At 39.0% G+C, this 17,255-nt stretch carries 16 protein-coding genes and 2 pseudogenes; 4 read left to right on the forward strand and 14 right to left on the reverse strand.

Annotation, left to right across the window (positions count from 1 at the left end; genetic code table 11):
* Nucleotides 1–217 precede the first annotated feature (217 nt).
* Complete coding sequence (locus tag M2387_RS22950; protein ID WP_259052888.1) at nucleotides 218–2,884, forward strand: TrlF family AAA-like ATPase; 2,667 nt, start codon at nucleotides 218–220, stop codon at nucleotides 2,882–2,884.
* A 335-nt stretch (nucleotides 2,885–3,219) separates the two neighbouring features.
* Here M2387_RS22950 and M2387_RS22955 read toward each other — a convergent pair whose 3' ends face one another.
* The 4 genes and pseudogenes from M2387_RS22955 to M2387_RS22970 form a co-directional block, all read right to left on the reverse strand.
* A complete protein-coding gene (locus M2387_RS22955; RefSeq protein WP_259052889.1) occupies nucleotides 3,220–3,780 on the reverse strand; it encodes a dCTP deaminase in 561 nt (186 codons plus the stop codon).
* Nucleotides 3,767–4,498, reverse strand: coding sequence for a hypothetical protein (locus M2387_RS22960; protein WP_259052890.1), 732 nt, complete (start codon nucleotides 4,496–4,498; stop codon nucleotides 3,767–3,769). The genes M2387_RS22955 and M2387_RS22960 overlap by 14 nt, the downstream gene beginning before the upstream one ends.
* Nucleotides 4,491–6,344 (reverse strand): NUDIX hydrolase, encoded by a 1,854-nt coding sequence (locus tag M2387_RS22965; protein WP_259052891.1) that lies wholly within the window; start codon nucleotides 6,342–6,344, stop codon nucleotides 4,491–4,493. Before M2387_RS22965 ends, M2387_RS22960 begins: the two co-directional genes overlap by 8 nt.
* A 63-nt stretch (nucleotides 6,345–6,407) precedes the next feature.
* Nucleotides 6,408–6,611 (reverse strand): annotated as a pseudogene (locus M2387_RS22970) (Lrp/AsnC ligand binding domain-containing protein); the annotation flags it as partial.
* Between M2387_RS22970 and M2387_RS22975 the strand changes: the two are divergent.
* Nucleotides 6,596–6,948 (forward strand): annotated as a pseudogene (locus M2387_RS22975) (DUF2000 domain-containing protein). The pseudogenes M2387_RS22970 and M2387_RS22975 overlap by 16 nt on opposite strands.
* A 122-nt stretch (nucleotides 6,949–7,070) precedes the next feature.
* Here the strand turns inward: M2387_RS22975 and M2387_RS22980 are convergent.
* From M2387_RS22980 to M2387_RS22995, 4 genes are all read right to left on the reverse strand, one after another.
* Nucleotides 7,071–7,274 carry a hypothetical protein gene (locus M2387_RS22980; RefSeq protein ID WP_259052892.1) on the reverse strand — a complete coding sequence of 68 codons (204 nt, stop codon included), beginning with the start codon at nucleotides 7,272–7,274 and terminating at the stop codon, nucleotides 7,071–7,073.
* 989 nt (nucleotides 7,275–8,263) lie between these two features.
* Complete coding sequence (locus M2387_RS22985; protein ID WP_259052893.1) at nucleotides 8,264–9,766, reverse strand: hypothetical protein; 1,503 nt, start codon at nucleotides 9,764–9,766, stop codon at nucleotides 8,264–8,266.
* A 451-nt stretch (nucleotides 9,767–10,217) separates the two neighbouring features.
* The gene (locus M2387_RS22990) at nucleotides 10,218–11,438 is read right to left on the reverse strand and encodes a hypothetical protein (protein ID WP_259052894.1); all 1,221 of its coding nucleotides are present in this window, start codon (nucleotides 11,436–11,438) and stop codon (nucleotides 10,218–10,220) included.
* 2 nt (nucleotides 11,439–11,440) lie between these two features.
* Nucleotides 11,441–11,635 carry a helix-turn-helix transcriptional regulator gene (locus M2387_RS22995; protein WP_259052895.1) on the reverse strand — a complete coding sequence of 65 codons (195 nt, stop codon included), beginning with the start codon at nucleotides 11,633–11,635 and terminating at the stop codon, nucleotides 11,441–11,443.
* Between the two features lie 392 nt (nucleotides 11,636–12,027).
* Here M2387_RS22995 and M2387_RS23000 point away from each other — a divergent pair, with 392 nt between their 5' ends.
* Entirely contained in the window at nucleotides 12,028–12,525 is a 498-nt protein-coding gene (locus M2387_RS23000) for a hypothetical protein (protein ID WP_259052896.1), read from the forward strand.
* A 137-nt stretch (nucleotides 12,526–12,662) separates the two neighbouring features.
* Here M2387_RS23000 and M2387_RS23005 read toward each other — a convergent pair whose 3' ends face one another.
* From M2387_RS23005 to M2387_RS23025, 5 genes are all read right to left on the reverse strand, one after another.
* Nucleotides 12,663–13,199: a hypothetical protein gene (locus M2387_RS23005; RefSeq protein WP_259052897.1), complete on the reverse strand. Its 537-nt coding sequence runs from the start codon at nucleotides 13,197–13,199 to the stop codon at nucleotides 12,663–12,665.
* Nucleotides 13,200–13,321: 122 nt separating this feature from the next.
* On the reverse strand, nucleotides 13,322–13,744 hold the full coding sequence (locus tag M2387_RS23010) for a DUF2787 domain-containing protein (RefSeq protein WP_259052898.1): 423 nt from the start codon (nucleotides 13,742–13,744) through the stop codon (nucleotides 13,322–13,324).
* 240 nt (nucleotides 13,745–13,984) lie between these two features.
* Complete coding sequence (locus M2387_RS23015) at nucleotides 13,985–14,341, reverse strand: hypothetical protein (RefSeq protein WP_259052899.1); 357 nt, start codon at nucleotides 14,339–14,341, stop codon at nucleotides 13,985–13,987.
* A 12-nt stretch (nucleotides 14,342–14,353) separates the two neighbouring features.
* Complete coding sequence (locus M2387_RS23020; protein ID WP_259052900.1) at nucleotides 14,354–14,698, reverse strand: hypothetical protein; 345 nt, start codon at nucleotides 14,696–14,698, stop codon at nucleotides 14,354–14,356.
* Nucleotides 14,699–14,813: 115 nt separating this feature from the next.
* Nucleotides 14,814–15,092: a helix-turn-helix domain-containing protein gene (locus M2387_RS23025; protein ID WP_259052901.1), complete on the reverse strand. Its 279-nt coding sequence runs from the start codon at nucleotides 15,090–15,092 to the stop codon at nucleotides 14,814–14,816.
* Nucleotides 15,093–15,230: 138 nt separating this feature from the next.
* Here M2387_RS23025 and M2387_RS23030 point away from each other — a divergent pair, with 138 nt between their 5' ends.
* Nucleotides 15,231–15,647, forward strand: a complete 417-nt coding sequence (locus M2387_RS23030) for a hypothetical protein (protein ID WP_259052902.1) — start codon at nucleotides 15,231–15,233, stop codon at nucleotides 15,645–15,647.
* A gap of 188 nt (nucleotides 15,648–15,835) precedes the next feature.
* Here the strand turns inward: M2387_RS23030 and M2387_RS23035 are convergent, their stop codons facing one another.
* Nucleotides 15,836–17,116, reverse strand: a complete 1,281-nt coding sequence (locus M2387_RS23035; RefSeq protein WP_259052903.1) for a tyrosine-type recombinase/integrase — start codon at nucleotides 17,114–17,116, stop codon at nucleotides 15,836–15,838.
* Nucleotides 17,117–17,255: the final 139 nt, after the last annotated feature.

The raw sequence follows: 17,255 nt of genomic DNA on the forward strand, positions 1-17,255 counted from the left end.
ACAGTATGGACAGCTCGCCTCGATGACTGACATAAGACACTACATTTAAAACAAGGGATCTTAGCAATTTAATAAAGAAAAGTAATTACCTGCAAGACGAATTCAGTACTTTGTGGCTCCCTGTTTTACAAAATTAATACTCAAAAGAGTGGTAAGCTCGAAATACTCTCATTATTATGCCAATAAGATTAATCCCAAATAAAGGGATCTGCAACGTATGATAGGATCTGAATGGAATAAGTGGGATCTGCATATCCACAGTCCCATGACTTGGCTTGCCAATGTATATAAAGGAAAGTGTGATACTGAAAGCTACGTCAGAATGCTGGCAGAACAACAGCTTTCTTTGATTGGTCTGACCAACTATTTTTATTTCCAAGAAAATGAGTTAGAAATTATCCGAGAGGAAATTGCCCGACAAGGTCTTAATATCACTGTGTTGGGCAATGTGGAGTTTCGACTCGATCAACAAAATAAAGACGAAGCGTTTATTAACGTGCATGTACTCTTCTCTGAGAGGCTCGGCACCTCAAAAATAAATGAGATATTGTCCAGACTTCCTCTGAAACTAACCGATGACAGCGGGAAAAAAGTATACGCCTGTGAAAGCAGCGTGCATGGCAGTGGGCATAATGTCGAAACAATCGTGGTTAATCTCAATGAGTTGCTCGGACACCTTTCTTCATCACTAAGGCCTTTTGTCGATTACATCGTGGCAGTCTGTCCTAATGGTTACGGTGGTTATCGTCCCGGAGCAACTGGACGTTCCGCAGCAATTGCCACAGAAATTGATCGTCAAGGACATATGATTTTTGGCGGTCCCCGCGACAGGGAATACTTCCTGACAACGACACGCTATTCTGGAGCCACAGCTAAACCTGTTTTTCACTGCTCGGATGCACATCGGGAAGACCAAATCGGTCGAGCTTTTACTTGGGTTAAGGCGAAGCCAACATTTGAGGGGCTCCGTCAGGCACTGCTGGAGCCTGAAGGCCGCCTGCAGTTGGACGCAGACTGGCCGACACGAAGGATCCCCAAAGTACATTTCAGCAATATTGACGTTGAAGGCACAATTTTTGACGGGCAAGCTATACGATTCAAAAAGCTGAGTATTCCACTTAATCCAGACATGGTAGCAATCATCGGAGGTAGGGGAACAGGCAAGAGCTTGCTGCTAGACGCACTACGCTCCCGCTTTGTCGGTGCAGCCACACACGGTAGCGAAGAGCGCGCAGTCAACATTGAACGACTGGTCATTGAGCTGGACAAGGCAAACGGTGAAAAGGTACTTTTTGATACCCGCACCGAGAGCTACGATTATCTGCACGTCTCGCAAGGGGAAATCAAAACCCTTTGCCAACAGCCCGATCTACTTAGCGATGAAATAAAGAAAATGCTGAGGTTGACAGAAAGTGAGGTGACAGGCGAGCTGTATAAGAGATTGGATGAGAACCTCAATGCATTCCGGTCGTTTCGTGAACACTATATTGCACTTGATGATCGTCAGTACCGTATAAATACGCGCGAGTATCAAGCCGAGGTGATCAGGGTCTCCCAAGGCAAAATCAACACGCTTACCAGTGAAAAGAACAAAGCGCTGATTGAACGATTTAAGGCTAATAGTCTGCGCACGACCGAGCTGACGCAGGCCATCAATGCTGGGAAGACTTTACTACAGGAAGCTGAAGCAGCAGAAACCTCGCTGAACATTCGGCTAACCGAGATGAACGCGGTTCCCATAGGTGTAGCTCCTGTACCACCACTGGATCTGTCAGAGCTGAAGACGCAGGTCATTACCTATATAGGGGCACTACAGATGCAACTGACGCAGACAGGCAAGGATAACCTGCAGATAACCACTGAATTCCGGGAACAGGGTATTGAGCAGGATATCACGGGCGTGCTCGAGAAAATTCACGGCTACCAGCGTGAAATTCAGCAGGCGCAACTCAGGGATGGTGAAATTCAGCAGCGCATTGCACAGTACGCTAATGACGTCCGACAACGAGGGAACCTATCAGAGACTTACGTCCACCAGCTTCTAGAACAGAAAACGAAGATCGATACTTGTTTTGCTACATTGTCTGAGAAATCGCATATCAAGCCTGAACAACAGGCGCTAATAAAGGAAATTCTGACCGACATTCGTATTTACGGACAGCCTTACTTTGACAATGTTCTATTTTATAAGGGAATACTTGAGCGACTTAACCGCGGGCGATTCCGTACCGCGGGCGAACAGTCCGGCGTAGAAAAACTCGTACAAATCCTTGGCGTAAGGAATATTGATGATTTTATAGCACTTATCCGCGGCGATGCCATCATTGAACTTCCTGAAGAGTCCGGCAAGAAAATCTCGCTTGAAACCTTTCTCTGGAAATCAGAATATTTCAATAACCAAGGCCCCTACGCGCTGCAGCGTTTCCTCTACAGCCCCGAATACATCAACAGCTATCTAAGTGTGAGAGCCGAATTTGAATACAAAGGCAAAACGGTGGAAAAACTGTCTGCCGGGCAACGAGGGACGTTCTATGTCTGCCTGAAGCTGGCAACTGATGCGTTCGGCTCACCTTTCGTTTTCGACCAGCCCGAAGACGACCTTGATAATGACTTTATTATGCGTCAGCTCGTTCCACTTTTTCGCAAAATCAAACTGTATCGGCAGGTCATCATCGTGACCCATAATGCCAACCTAGTAGTGAACTGTGATGCCGAACAGGTCATAGTGGCCAGTAATGAGGATGAAGTGATCAGTTACCGCAGCGGGGCGCTGGAGCATGGCGAACACGGATTAGATAACAGCATGCGCAAAGCTATCTGTGACGTACTTGAAGGCGGACAACATGCCTTTGAGACTCGAGAACAGAAGTACGGAATACTGTAATTGTAAAGATTTTCACTCAAACTAACAGCTAAACGGATAAGTATGCCTAGTGCTAGAGTATGCATCGGCTGCAGTGAGGCGCTTTTCAGAACTTGGCATCCTCTTCAGGATGCCAGCTGATCCCTTACTTAGAACGACTCAGATTCATGAGCTTCACCATCAGCAGCATCCTCCCTTTTAATATACTGAGCTTAGTACAAATCAAGGGTTTGAGTTAAGGAATTATGAGGCGGAAGATGAGATTTAGCTAGGGGCAATAATATAATTATTGGAACTAAAAATAAGTAAGGCTGGTTATTGAATAGTCTAAACAGCCCTACTTATGACTCCAAAAACTATCTAGCAGGCTTCAAAGCAAAATTAGCAGGCATCGCTTCCTTCTTCCCTGAATATATTCCATTATAAGTCTTAGTAGCTGGTGTGACATGATCATGAAATCTTAAATGACAAAATTTGACACCCGGATATATTTTTATTGAGTTGCAAGAGTTATTAATTATTTCAAAAGTAATTGATGATGGTTCATTTTCACCAAAAGATGCCGCAACATGACATGAGCTAAAATTAACGCCAAGACCTATACGAGCATAGCAAGATAGTTGGTAAAGTTCGGCACAAATTGTATGATCCAATGAAATCATTTCGACTGATGATGCTAATATAAACTCCCCAGGATGAATTATCAATCCAGTATCGTCCAAGTCAATCTCATCAAAAAACACTGAAGTATCTGTGTGTTTAGTATCTATAAATGACTCAGTTTTTTTCATCCGGAAAACTTTTTTATCAATTCTAAGCAGATAACTAGATGGCCTCATGCATTCATCAGAATGGTTAGCAATAAATATAGAACCAGAATTTATCTTTTTAATAATATCAATATTAGAATAGATCATATTTAAGCTCCGTGTAATTATCTTTACTTCCAAACCCATAATGCTGTTTATTGTATGAAAAATCAGATAATAGTTCTGGAGGAATAATTATTGATTTCAACATATCCCTTTCTAAAATATCTAAAGCTTCAGAGTCCAATAAATAGTTCCCTGAAACACCTTCAGACTTCTGCCTAATATTTTCAATGCTCCATTCAGTTATTTTTGTAGGACTGTCAAACCCCACATGATATGTGGGTACACCTTCCTTTATGAAGAGAATGAGATCGGCATCGACTATTGGCGCTATGCTGGCGGCAAGGCTATCAGTGGAGAGAATGTTAGGATTTGGTCTAATAAAATAGCATGCATGCTCATCTTTATTAAAATCCATTAAGTTTTCCAAATCGACCTCTGATGGACAAACGTTCACATCATTTTCAACTAAATTGTTGATGATAATTTTATGTAGAGTACTTACAATATCACAACCGATAGCAGACGTAATCTTGCCATTCTTATTGAGAACTTTAGATAAATTGGTATACATAAATGCACCAACACCACCTGAAACTATATAAAATGTGCATTCCGGATTGGATTTTAAAACATTAGAAATACCTAAATAAAAATCAGGCTCTATATGGAAATTTCTATAACTCCACCAAGACACATCTTGAGCTTGATGCTTATCTTTTATCCGCCCACCACCTGGTAGCCTTATGATGATTTTATTCATGGATATATCCCAATCGTTTAAATATCAAATATGCACCTTCAGTCAAATTATCTTTCACGCTCTCAATTTCACTTAAGGAAATCCATTCCAGAGATTCAATTTCTGTTCTGTCAAATTTCAAAACTTCAATATCAATAAACTCGTTTGATAAATAAATATACCAGTCATGTAGCGCCAAACCATGTCTACACCGATCTTCTACACCACATTCTTTTTTTAGATATTCATAATTGCAAAAATCTATACCTAACTCTTCCTTAACCTCCCTTACAATAGCATCATCAGGGTTTTCACCATTTTCAAGATGCCCAGCTACAATACTAAATCTATGATTATACGCTGAATCAGACTTCTTTATTAGTAGAATCTTATCTTCATTAATGAACATTGCAGCTACTGTAATATGATACTGATTCTTGTATTCATTAGAACCTATATATATTCCTGCGGTATTGCTACTATCATAGTGAGCTGAAAAAGATTCAATGCTATCTTTTACTGTTTTGTTTAAGGGAATCTTAGAACAATATCTAGAATAACAAATAGATTCAACAATTGAATCTATCCATTCAGATGCCTGAGCGTCATCAATGCTAGTCGTTAATCTATTCTTATTGGCTAGTAATTCTTCAGGTAAAACCTTTTGTTCCAACAACCAAAGACTTAACTCAGATAGGGCTTTATTTTTAAAATCAACAAGTTCATTTTCATTCAAACTGAGTCTTTGCACTTTTTCATTTAATGATGTGTAAGAATTGATTGATTGCATTACATCATCAAACAATGACGAGGATTCAACCTCAACACCAAACCTATATAGATTATTTGCATAGGTTAAATTCCCGGGCTGAATTTGCATGAATTTTTTGTTTTTAAGGATCTTTATTTTTACGCCAGGATAAAAATCCCTGAAAACATTAACATTTACTTCAACTCCTCCAGTCCTAGATAATTCAACGAGACTACTAATCGAACTAATTATTTTCATAACACGCCTAATGACATCTAATTTTTCATCGACCTCTCCATCAGAGTTGATAATAAATTGACCTACAGGCGTGGCAAAGAAAGGATTTCTGTATTCCGTGAACATATTCGAAATTGCTGAATCCGTTTTAACAAAGGGGCTACATATAAAAAATGAAATCTTTTTAATATTTGTATTATTATGCCTCAGTAAATTAATTATGTCAGAGGACACTTGGGATGTTGTACTAAAAACAATCATTTCATCGTTTTCAGTAGTCTGTAGCGCTTTATTAAAATTATCGTCAGAGTATTTTTTAAGATCATCTGCAACTTGATAAGTTGTATCATCAATCGTTGATAAGTTATCCTTAACGTTATAATTCAAGTTATTTAATGAGCTAGACAATAGAGCAGATCTATACAAATTATATTTTGCTGCTTTACATGATATATTTCTAAAATCAGAGACGGTTAGATTTGGTTGTATTGTGAATGGATTTTTCTCACCCTGCATAGCTAAAAGTAATGCAGCACACTCAATAGGTGACGATATCTCGATGAAATCTCTAGTTAAACCCACTTTATTGAAATATTTTTTAACTGCAATATTTAATTGAACAAGCAAATCTTGAAAGTCTTTCTCCTTGTTGTAAGCTTTAAAAGAAGTAATAATCTTTCTGTTAAAGCTAGCGCGAGAAGAAAAATAAACAAGATAATTCAAATGATTAGGGTATGACCAAAGATAAACCATTGCCGCAATGAGCACTGCAACTGTTGCATTTGAAAAATCTCCTTCGCTTAGTTTCATGTACAGGAAAAACATCAGAAATATGAATATTACAACTTGGATAATAAGTTTATTTTTGTTGCTCAACACAATATATTCCTTCATGAGAGAATTATAATAACCAATTATTCATAATAAAGGCTAAACCGCAACTTACTTTATCTCCTTCAACACCAACATACTCTGCATTTCTTTAATCCTAGGTAATCGGCGAATCACCGACATCGCGAAATCCGAATACGCACCTATATCTGCGGCAACTACTTGTAATAAGAAATCCGCATAGCCACCGATGCTGTAGCAGGAAATCACATTATCTAGCGCCATGACTTCTTGTTCGAATTTGCGCCCTTCGCTGCACTATCGTGATCGATCATCAGTTGCCCGCCGAATTAGTAATGAATGCTGCAAGTGTTATCGGCATAAGTTTTGGAACGTTGATAGGGAATTTAGTCGGAGCAGATCAATGGCGATCGGATGGCGTCAATTATCTCGGCGTGATTGTTGCACCGCTGCCGGTGTTATTGGCGGAAGGCAATTATCTGCGCGAGTTGCAGCAGGTGAGCAGCGCGGACAGCGAGATTTTCGCCATGCCTTTTAGCGCTTGGCACAGTCATGCAAAGCATACGCGGAAAATGGTGAACGCATCGCCAGCACGTCGAGCGAACATATTGAGTTGGTGGCAATGGGTTAGGTTGGGTCGAAGAAGAAGATCAACCAGTTGAGCGGGAGTTCGAAGTTGTACCGTTGAGGATTTGTTGCGATATCGTGTGCAATGCGCGTTAATTTTGCGCAATTATCTCGCTTGTTTCAAATTTACATCCGCGCTTCCAGCGGCATGGCGATTTTCTTCGCTTTCGGCTTTAGGCCGAACAGCATCGAAGCAATGCTTGAACGCTTGATGATCATGTAATAGAGCGCACCCGCCGCCATGCCAATCACGAAATCAATCAGCACATACACAATCGACCAGTTGGCTGGCAGCCATCTATCCATCAGCCACGAGAAGACAATCACCATTGGATAATGCAGCAGATAAATGATTAGCTTTCAGACAGCGTAACACGTCTCCGGCAACTGTGTTACCCGCACGTTTCCGCTTCGCTTGCTCCATTCCGGAATGCGATGGCGAGAGTAAAAATGCCGCAGACCCTCAATAAGTTTCGAAAAGCAATCCCATATGTTCGAACGTTGAAGAAACTAATAATTCGTCAGGATTTTGATAGAAGTAACCCTCATCGGTCAAAAACACTCTGAGTGCCCCGGCACGAAAAGCAACACGCAGGCCGTGCGGATGATGCTCAGATCCGCATGGCGTACCAGCCATATACCTGAGCGAGGTTGTTTACGTTGGCTTTTGCCAAATAAAACGCGATGTACCGTACATCCATGCACCTACCACACTGAGCAGCACTGCCAGCCTGAATCCCTCCTTCTTTGCGCGGAGAATTCAAGTTCATTATCGGGGTAAAGTAGACGAATTCTTGGGTAGCGGTGCCAAGAACAATTCCCATCAATACCTTTACCTCCACCATGTGCTTAGCATCATAGCCTACTGACCTGCTTCCTGTTGTTTAATACACCACGTTTTAAGTAATGACTTCATCATGCTGTGAATGCCTTCTCTTCGCTCATAAAGGACAAACATACTCAAATCTCCCACATTGAAGGAGATTAGAGTATGAACATGTCACCGTAGGACAAAGGTCGTATCATCGGCCAAAAAAGACCACTTCAGATATCTCATATGTGGGATTCGATTAAGACTTGTGACCTGCTCCCCATTAATTAACACTTTAGATTTTTCGTTTAATCTTCATAAACAGAAAGTTATGACCTCCCGCGCCAGCTCAGACCAGACTGTCAGGCATAGTTGTGTTCTTTCAACAGAACCTGTCAGCATAAGTCTGAGCTGACACACCTGAGTTAACGCCAAGAACGACGTTAGACCGTCGACTAGCTAAATCACATACGATTTAATGGTATATGCCTTCATACAACTTTTAAAATTAACAGCTATGCTTCAATACAATCTCCAAATAAGGGTGTTTCCAATCATCATCTGCGAGTTTATGCAAACTCACAAAACCATCGTGCTCAAGCGCACAAACTCCTTTGTGTGAGCTAACATAGTCATATACTGCCCTACTCTCCAATCCTTGAATCATATGAGCCAATAACTTACGTCTCATCACATCACTACGCCATTTTTTGCTCTGTCCATCGTTGGATTTTTTGTATGTACAATTGAATGTTTGCCCTACAGCATTCCTGACACATAGTCCGTGACGATTTTTAGTACCATTACGGAGATAACATTCAGCAAGCTCTTCAAGCCCCCTTTTTAATGCTTTAGTTGCCTTTTTCCAACGTTTAAGAAACAACATGACATCCTTATCATGATAAAATTTATTCAGCTTTTTATATAACGAACTATGGGGAGAACAACTCACAGAACCCGCATTGAAAATGGTACTAAAACGGACTGTTTTCACTAACTCATCATCTATTCCGAGTTTACGCTTAATGAAATCAGTCTCAAGTACGGATAATATTTTTGTATTAATCCCATAATACTTAAGCTCCTGCTTAAGTATCTCTAACTGACAACCTTTAATATCATAGTTAAATCCTTGCTCAAGACATGCCCACTTCATCTTACTAGGTAAATACTGAAATCCTGTCCCTATTTCAAATGAACGGCTACCAATATTAGCAATCTTGTAGGCTTGTCTGTATGCTACTATTAATGGTTGAGATGATATAACCTCAACACCAACCTCACATAAATGAGAAATAAAACGAGTGTAGTATCCTGCATTCTTTACTGTTGGGTTCTTTTGGCAAAAATTGATCAACTTATCGATATTAATATTCAAAGGTTCAAGCTGGCTATAAACAGTCTTTACTGTACTACGCAGCTCATCTGAAGGAATATCTCGTTTTGTTATTTCATGTTTGGGGATGCCAAGTACACCTTTGCGTTGGTTAAAAAATTGTTCTAATGTACCTTCTGTGTTCCGTTTGCCAAAGATATTGGTCAAATATGTATGTCTATCATCACGTTTAAGGTAATTATTCCGTTCCTCAGGAAATAGGCTCTTTAAAAATATTTTGGACAGTGCAAATTCCCTGCATAATTTTTTCATCCTAGACTTTTCGACTATTTTAATAATCTTTGCTTCAACTAATTTTTCAAGCGCACGTTCATATCCTAAATCTCTTGAGGCTTTGAACGCCTCAGGACAGACTTTCACCCCAAGTTCATAAGGAAAAGGCACTGAATATGTCCATTTTTTATTACCTTTAAATCGCGCTTTATTTTTGCTATTTCGGCTCACTGTTGCCGAACAAATTAGATGTTGAAGAAATAGTGCAATACTCCGGTAATAACCTTGTTTCTTATATCCGCAAGCTGTTTTATCAAAAGGGATAGAAAATACTGTTTTTTTAAACAATCCCAGCGTTTCCTCAGTAACAAGGATGTTATCTTTAGTGCAGTAAGGTTTCATATAAGTTTATCCAATTTATTGAGTAAACTTAATTACTTCCGTACAAAAAACTGAGACTACCTAGCTCAGCTAGCCCCAAAAAAACATAGTAATCTCAGAGAATACTTAAATCACAGAATGATGCCTAGGTGCATGCCAGAAGATATATAGACATACCTATCAAGTAGTTTCAGGGTCAGGTGAGTTTTTCCTCTCCAATACTATAGCTATATATGATCATAACATTATGATGCTGATTGCCAGCATCAGATGGTACACATCCAGATTCATAAGCATAAGATGCTTACCATGCTTATATATATTGGTAGAGAGATATACCTATCTATATCCTAGTAGCCTATTATTGATTACAAAAAATACGGTAATATTTATTACCTCCTGAAAGTTCATCCACTACCTAGGCTTATAAATGAATGGCACTCCAGAGTTCAGGAGTGCCTCTCATGTGCGATTAAATAATCATTCTCCTGGGTATTACACTCCCTCTGGTATGTATTCTTTGTTTCAACAACCATTTCTTCCGGTTTTCTGCCCCCCAGTACTGTGGTTTTCCTAAAATGCCTAACTTACCGATCAATAAATGCAAGCCACACCATATTTCATCCTTATTAAAAACGTCTACACGATTGTTTTTCAGGCTATTATCAAGCTGTTTCAATAGACTTTTAGCATTATAAGGGTTGGTATCCTGAATATATATACGTAATTCTGGTAACGTTAAACGTGATAGTAGTTCCTCGTAATTTAAATCGAGCCCTTTTATCATTAATGGCTTTCTATAGAACTGTATCCTTTCCAGCAAGTTATGCAAATTATGAAGCTCACGTAACAGAAGCTTCTTTCCTTTCGGTTTATAACGCACTTCAAGCCGTAAAAATTGCCGATAATCTTTATTATCACACCAATTAGAGATTATCATTTCTAATTTTTCATCATCCAATGCTTTCAAGGATTCAAGATCATCACCAACATCTAATTTTTCATAACAAGCCATGTGATACTCTGACTCGGGACTACCGAGTCGTAGTCCCTGTAACTCTCCATTATTCGGATAATGCTTACCATCGCGTGAAGCCTTAAAGCCAATATGACAATCAGAAAGCCGCATAGAATAGATATCTAAAGCATAATCAATACGGGTTATCCATGCCTTCTTCATAAACTGATAAATATGCTTTCCTAAACGATTCTTCTTCCCTAAATATACAATTAACTTTGTTATATCTTCAGCTAAGAAATGTTGAGGACTAATTTCTAATCTTATAGCCCCTCGACCTTCATATCCATTAGCTGCTTTGAAGTCTTTTTTCGTAGGTTTGTAATAAATAACCAAAACTTGCTTTTTATTAATCCGGGAATTTATTACAACTTGGTAACAGTATAATTCCTTAATATGCTGACACGTGGTTTTACCATGCCTAATACAATAAAAATCATCACTTTTTAATCTTCTTAACATATCGTAAAGATCTTCTAAATGAATATTTTCAACATTACCTACCACACTTAATTTATCAAATCGGTGTGTCATTGGATGATTACCAGATTGATCATTAATCGGAATTGATAAACCCAAATTATCCAACCTTAAGCTATCACTACCTTCATTCTTTATCCCCGTAGTATCTGATATCTGATCATAGGGGGTTGTAGCAGGCTTATAGAGAGGCATGATCAAAGCCCTCCCGAGCATGATTGAATCCAACCATTGACTGATTCCTCAAGCCAACCAACGGCTCGCCCGCCCTCTCCGGTTAAAGAAAAGCATTGAGGAAACCGCCCACATGCCATTTGACGGTAGATTGTTGCTCTTGATAGACCTGTACGCGCAATAACCTCTTTAATGCGCAAAATTTGTTGTGATTTCATGAGCGAAATCCTCTTCATTATGAGTCGGATTTTTCATTTACAAGATCGAAGTTACTGCCTTTTTCGGAGGGTAATAAAAGTGCAAAAATAGTGGACAGATGCATCAAAAGTACCCGCCGTGGCATCAAAAGCCTCCGCCGTGGGTTCTAACCAACACCTCCTAATGAGTCTGACTCAATGAGTCAGACTCATTGCGTCAGACTCACTGGAACTTTTAAATCAAAAAAGTCCGGCTTATCTCTCCAGACTCATTAGGATTTCAAGCCCAAAAAGAATCCGACTCATTGTGTTCGATTCTTTACCGAGATATTCTGAAAGCTCATTTTCATACTGTAAACAAATCGAAAAATCTAATAGTTACAGTCAACGAACAATATTATGGAGTTATCATCATGAGTAATAAAAAAACAAATAAATCACCTGCATCAGAACGAAAAGAAAAGAGTCGTAAAAATTTAGAACAGGATTTTGGACCTCAAATGATCTTTAATATAGATGATGAGGTAAACATGCGGCTAAGAGAAATATGTGTACATTTTGGCCATCTCGATATGCTTACAAAGCAAAAACATCTAGCCCGAAACTTCAATGAATCTATTGCTGATATTATTAATTATTACTATATAACTCAAATTGTCACACCACAGAACAAAGACATTAAATCATTGATCAAAGCATTTAAAACCACCTGGCGTTATGCGTATAAAAATAAGGATAGTAATAATAAAGAGGACATTAAATCCACATTAATTGAAAATAAAAAAATAAAACCAATATTAATTAGCAATAAATCAAAGAAAAATGATGAATGGACAGAGGATGATGTAGAAAATATATTGAACACCACTAACGTTTTGAATATAATAGCTAAAAACAACACTAAAAAATGATTAACCTGTTCAACTAGCATCCTATATAGCACTTATCTTCATCTATTGCCATAATAAGGATGCTGGATCTCAGCATTATGGTTTATTTTATAGAAAAACCTAGACCTTTATGTTTAATAAGATTATAAATTAATATATTAGCTATTTTCACATATCTTCAACAAATATATTGCGGAGGGTATCAACTGAGTACGCCGCGCATGAGCCTTAAGCATAAATTTATCGCGTTCAATTACCTGTTGTTCGCAACTATCAAAATAGCATACCTGTGTATCAGTAATATGGGTAATAACTGACCAGTGATACTGATCACACAGAATAATCGCACATTTACCACCTGAATCATCTAAAAACTGCTGGCAGGCTTGTAAGATTTTCTGGCTATTTAGTCTTCTCTGATAGCGGAAGGGCATGGTAGTACTCAATGCTTTTGTTTTAGCATTATACCCCGTTACGATACTGAGCAAATAATCCATCTCAATTTGGCTAATGCCGTCTGTCATGCAATCCAATACAGACCAATGCTGATTATATTGTTCGAGCAAATAGCGGAAAAGTCTACGGCGACGTAAACCCTTACCATAGAGCCAACTGAGGGCGTTAACAATACTATAGATGCCACATAAACCATCAAGGTGGCCTTGCTTGGCAGGAGAGAGAGCAGGTTGCGTCATATCATCGTCACTTTAAGGTTGCTTTCTTTGTGATAATGAATAAACACACCAGCGCTGGTGGAGGAAATTTCCGTGCTTATTCGATTTTTACTATATAAGACTAATCATTCACTAAATTAGTATTAATCTTGCTGCCATTCGGTTTTCACCGAGTAACAACCCATTTTGTAATATTCAATAAAGTTTTTCTGCCATAAAGTGAAGAATTCAGTGCCTTCTCGCTCATCAATATCTCCCAAAGCAATATGATAAATATAACCTTGAGGCCAGCATATATCGAATTCTTTCTCAAGCTCAGGATAAATAACTCCCATATATGAAAAATCAGTGATGTAGTCATAATGCCATGTATTATCTAACTGAAAGAGACGTATCTCGACAGGATGATAGCCCCCTCTTTCATGGGAATAATCAGGATCATGGAAGTTAAAAACAATGGCATTCGCTGATGATTTGGCAGGGTGAGATTGTTTAATTTCGGATAACAGAAATGTTTCTAATACTGGACTAATGGGCAAGCGAAGTCCTGACTGAATAATAGTCATTAATATTCCTTTTTAAACATATGAACGGAAATATCGTGTCATTACATGATGCATGGCTAAAATGGATAATACATGCCACTGTCACCATTATACACTAAGAACACACACAAAAGAAATCATATATTTTATAATCAATATGTTAGGCTAATAATTAATTCATTATTAAGAAGAGATAAAAGCGCAGAGAGGATAAAAATGAAGGGGCAAGAAATTTTTATCCAGCCCCGGTGCATATTTTAATTAAAGACCATATACCTGAACATAAAAATGCTGCCCATTATCCACTTTCTCAATGGTATAAGTGATAGGCGTTGAATTATTCTGCCCAAATCTCGAAAACGTCAAATTAGCTGCACAGGAGTAGCTATCTCTTTCGGCATTATGAGACTGGGTTCGTATCGCATTTAAACTAATTTGCAATGAATTTAACTTATCCTGTGGCACGTTGGGGTAGGCTTTAACTAACTCCTTTTGTACAATTTGATGGACAAGCGCCTGTGTTTCCTCACCGCTACAATTTGGAGTCTTTGTATCACACCCTACTAATATCCCTAACATGGCACCAATACCTGCCAATAATCCTAATTTCCCTAACATACCACACCATCCTTAGAAAAGAGTTGATAAAGCTAATATGGAAAGTACTATATCCAATGCAATGACAATCAAAGCAACAACTTTCCAGACTTTATTTCCCTGCGTCTTATTCACAAAGAATAAACAAAGTGTGCTCCACACCAAGGTAATAATATCGAGCCGTAATATCGTGCCAGTACTACCACTCAACGCTTCCCAGATATTAAGTAACAAGATAGGAGTAAACCAAAATAGCCAAAAAATCTTCGTTAATCCAAAGCTCCCATTGAGTAAACGCTCCTTAAATAAAGCCGGATCATTTAATCCTTTTGCCTCATTTTCTTCTCGAATTTTCTGCAATTTATTTTTTATAGACATGATAGCCCCTTCAATTAAATGAATTAAATTTCTTTCATGATATTGCCTTGCAATATTTCTAGCTGATATGACTTAAAAAACCACAGGAATACAATCACAAGTATTCAGGCTGATCTCATTCATCATTAGTACTGCCCGATGACAGTTTATTGACATAACGACTTGGCCATATTTTCTCAGGCACAGTACCGATAACCGCCGCAATAATCTGCTCAGCTCTAGGATATGCCCTTTCTAACGCATTGTTTAATGTCCTGGAGGAAAGCCCATGCTCGCGAGATAACTGAGCTAACGTAACCCCTTTTTTATGCAAGGCGGCCACAATATCAGCACGATGCCAATCCGATGAGCTTCCTTTTCGAGGTCTTTTTTGAGATGCTGCACTGTTAGACACAGTAATAACTCCACTGTTTAATTCCATTCATATTAGAAACCAATGAAAGGGAATTATCAATAAGTATCTTTACTATCTTATGATTTTCCTGGTGTGGTTATTGTATATATATGATATTTATGAAATTTAAAAATTATTATGACTAATAAAAAGTTACCATTAGAAGCTAATAACGAACAAAGTAAATGGTTTACAAGTGGTGAGCTAGCAAGAATTGGCAAAGAAAAAGCCGAGAATGCAGCTTGCTATCCTGATTATGCAGATATGGATATCCCAACGACAGCCAAAGGAGTTAGAGTGCGTTTAGAATCTGTAACCACACTCAACCCCCAGCTTCGCAAGAAGAATCCTAACAAACGCGGAGACCTCTATCACATTGATGCATTTAAGATTATTTTGAATTCGGATGAAAAAGAAATGATCAAACAAAACACGCAATCAATTGAAAGTACAGACCTCAACCTATTGCTTGAGATCTACAAATCACTACCTGCAGATAAAAGAAAAGAACTATTAAAAACGGCGCTTACGATCAAGAAAAATGATTTAGGGTAGTATCTTTTTGTATCTTTACCTCCCTGTGTAACTATACATTCGTCGCTCAATCGGAGATATCATGCGGTTACTTATCCGCGATATTAACAACAACACTTTTATATAGCTTGTCACCGCATACAAATCAGTGCGTTCTATATAAACAACCAACTATTTTGCAATAAATGAAGAAATCACGTTTTGATGTATCAAACCAAGGTTTCCATATGATCTGCCCACTTCTGTAACCATTCCCTGCACTCGGTGTCATACGTGTACCGATTATAAATTCCTTCAATACCACCACGTGTATGTCCTAATATGGTCTCAGCCACCTCATTTGGACACTGTAAACGAGATAACTCTGTTCTCACTGTACGGCGCAGATCGTGCGGAGTCCAACGAGGTATATCAAGCATTTGACCACTTTGACGTAAACGCCATGAGTTTTCAGTTAGATACTTCTGCTGTATAGGCTTCTTAGTAGCTTGCGAAGGAAACAGATATTTGTCGGAGTTAAGTCGTAGTACTTTGAGAAAGTCGATTGCCTGATCAGATAACTGTACGTAGCGCCCTATCCCTGTTTTGGTTTCTCGCAGATGAATAGTGCCTTTTTCAAGATCAACATCCTTCCATGCCATATTGCAGACTTCACCGGTACGACACCCGGTCCAGAGAGTCAGACGTAACACGTTTTTGATCGTTGGCGTATAAGCTGAGCCCGGAAGCCATTTAAGGAATTTAGCAAGCTCATCATTGCTTAATACCCTTGTTCCACGACCGTTTGTAAGCTTGATTCTGGTTTGCCGTAAACTGGATTTTGCTAACAATGCCGGATTAGCAAAACTATCATCAAAACGTCCAAGGCCAATAGCAAACTCATATGCAAGTGACAGCTCCCTCAGAACATTACCAGCCTGTACTTTTGAACCTCGAGCTACAATACCATTAATTAAATTGATGACATCCCGACGTGTAATCTCAGCAGCATTTCGTGTCCCTAAGCTTTTAACAGCATCACTATAGAGAGTGCGACGAACTTCCGCTTGCCCTTTCAGTTTTCTGGCACCAGGAGTAATTTTTCCGTCCTTCGTTTTACGATCCTCAATACGTTCAGTAAGATACAGTTCAACTAATCCCTGTATGGTCAATTCAGGGATCTTAGCCTGTTCAGCTTCAATCGCACGCTGGAGTTTATCTTGCTTGAGTTCAGAAGCAGGACACCGACCATCCTGACGGAGAAGCTTTAACTCGTTGAGTTTAGTACGTGCGACCGATAGAGATATCTGTGGAAAGTTGCCGATTTTAACCTGAGCAAGTTTACCTGTCAGAGGACTCGTGTAGCGGTAGAAAAAAGACTTAACCCCGGTAGCACCGCATGAGATGCGTAGGCCACGATTTTCGCCGACATCTGCCTTATCTTTGTCGCCTGGCTTCATCATTTCTATCGCTTTAAACGATAGTGGCTTGGCCTCTTGTTTTCCTGCCATAAATACTCCGTTATCATGCTTGCTGCGTATTGATGAAACGAAATGTAGGTTTCGCTGTTTGTAGTTATATTTTACCAGGGCGTACGTATACAAGCTACACTTTAACCTACATTTAAATGTAGGATTTCATGAGTTCCAA

Source organism: Klebsiella sp. BIGb0407, from assembly GCF_024807845.1.
GTDB lineage: Bacteria > Pseudomonadota > Gammaproteobacteria > Enterobacterales > Enterobacteriaceae > JGM124.

What these genes read in the sequence shown, in the direction of transcription:
- M2387_RS23000 (WP_259052896.1), top strand. Translation starts at nt 12,028, where the DNA reads ATGAGTAATAAAAAAACAAATAAATCACCTGCATCAGAACGAAAAGAA.
- M2387_RS23010 (WP_259052898.1), bottom strand. Translation starts at nt 13,744, where the DNA reads ATGACTATTATTCAGTCAGGACTTCGCTTGCCCATTAGTCCAGTATTA.
- M2387_RS22985 (WP_259052893.1), bottom strand. Translation starts at nt 9,766, where the DNA reads ATGAAACCTTACTGCACTAAAGATAACATCCTTGTTACTGAGGAAACG.
- M2387_RS22995 (WP_259052895.1), bottom strand. Translation starts at nt 11,635, where the DNA reads ATGAAATCACAACAAATTTTGCGCATTAAAGAGGTTATTGCGCGTACA.
- M2387_RS23035 (WP_259052903.1), bottom strand. Translation starts at nt 17,116, where the DNA reads ATGGCAGGAAAACAAGAGGCCAAGCCACTATCGTTTAAAGCGATAGAA.
- M2387_RS22955 (WP_259052889.1), bottom strand. Translation starts at nt 3,780, where the DNA reads ATGATCTATTCTAATATTGATATTATTAAAAAGATAAATTCTGGTTCT.
- M2387_RS23020 (WP_259052900.1), bottom strand. Translation starts at nt 14,698, where the DNA reads ATGTCTATAAAAAATAAATTGCAGAAAATTCGAGAAGAAAATGAGGCA.
- M2387_RS22950 (WP_259052888.1), top strand. Translation starts at nt 218, where the DNA reads ATGATAGGATCTGAATGGAATAAGTGGGATCTGCATATCCACAGTCCC.
- M2387_RS22980 (WP_259052892.1), bottom strand. Translation starts at nt 7,274, where the DNA reads ATGGTGATTGTCTTCTCGTGGCTGATGGATAGATGGCTGCCAGCCAAC.
- M2387_RS23030 (WP_259052902.1), top strand. Translation starts at nt 15,231, where the DNA reads ATGACTAATAAAAAGTTACCATTAGAAGCTAATAACGAACAAAGTAAA.
- M2387_RS22960 (WP_259052890.1), bottom strand. Translation starts at nt 4,498, where the DNA reads ATGAATAAAATCATCATAAGGCTACCAGGTGGTGGGCGGATAAAAGAT.
- M2387_RS22990 (WP_259052894.1), bottom strand. Translation starts at nt 11,438, where the DNA reads ATGCCTCTCTATAAGCCTGCTACAACCCCCTATGATCAGATATCAGAT.
- M2387_RS23015 (WP_259052899.1), bottom strand. Translation starts at nt 14,341, where the DNA reads ATGTTAGGGAAATTAGGATTATTGGCAGGTATTGGTGCCATGTTAGGG.
- M2387_RS23005 (WP_259052897.1), bottom strand. Translation starts at nt 13,199, where the DNA reads ATGACGCAACCTGCTCTCTCTCCTGCCAAGCAAGGCCACCTTGATGGT.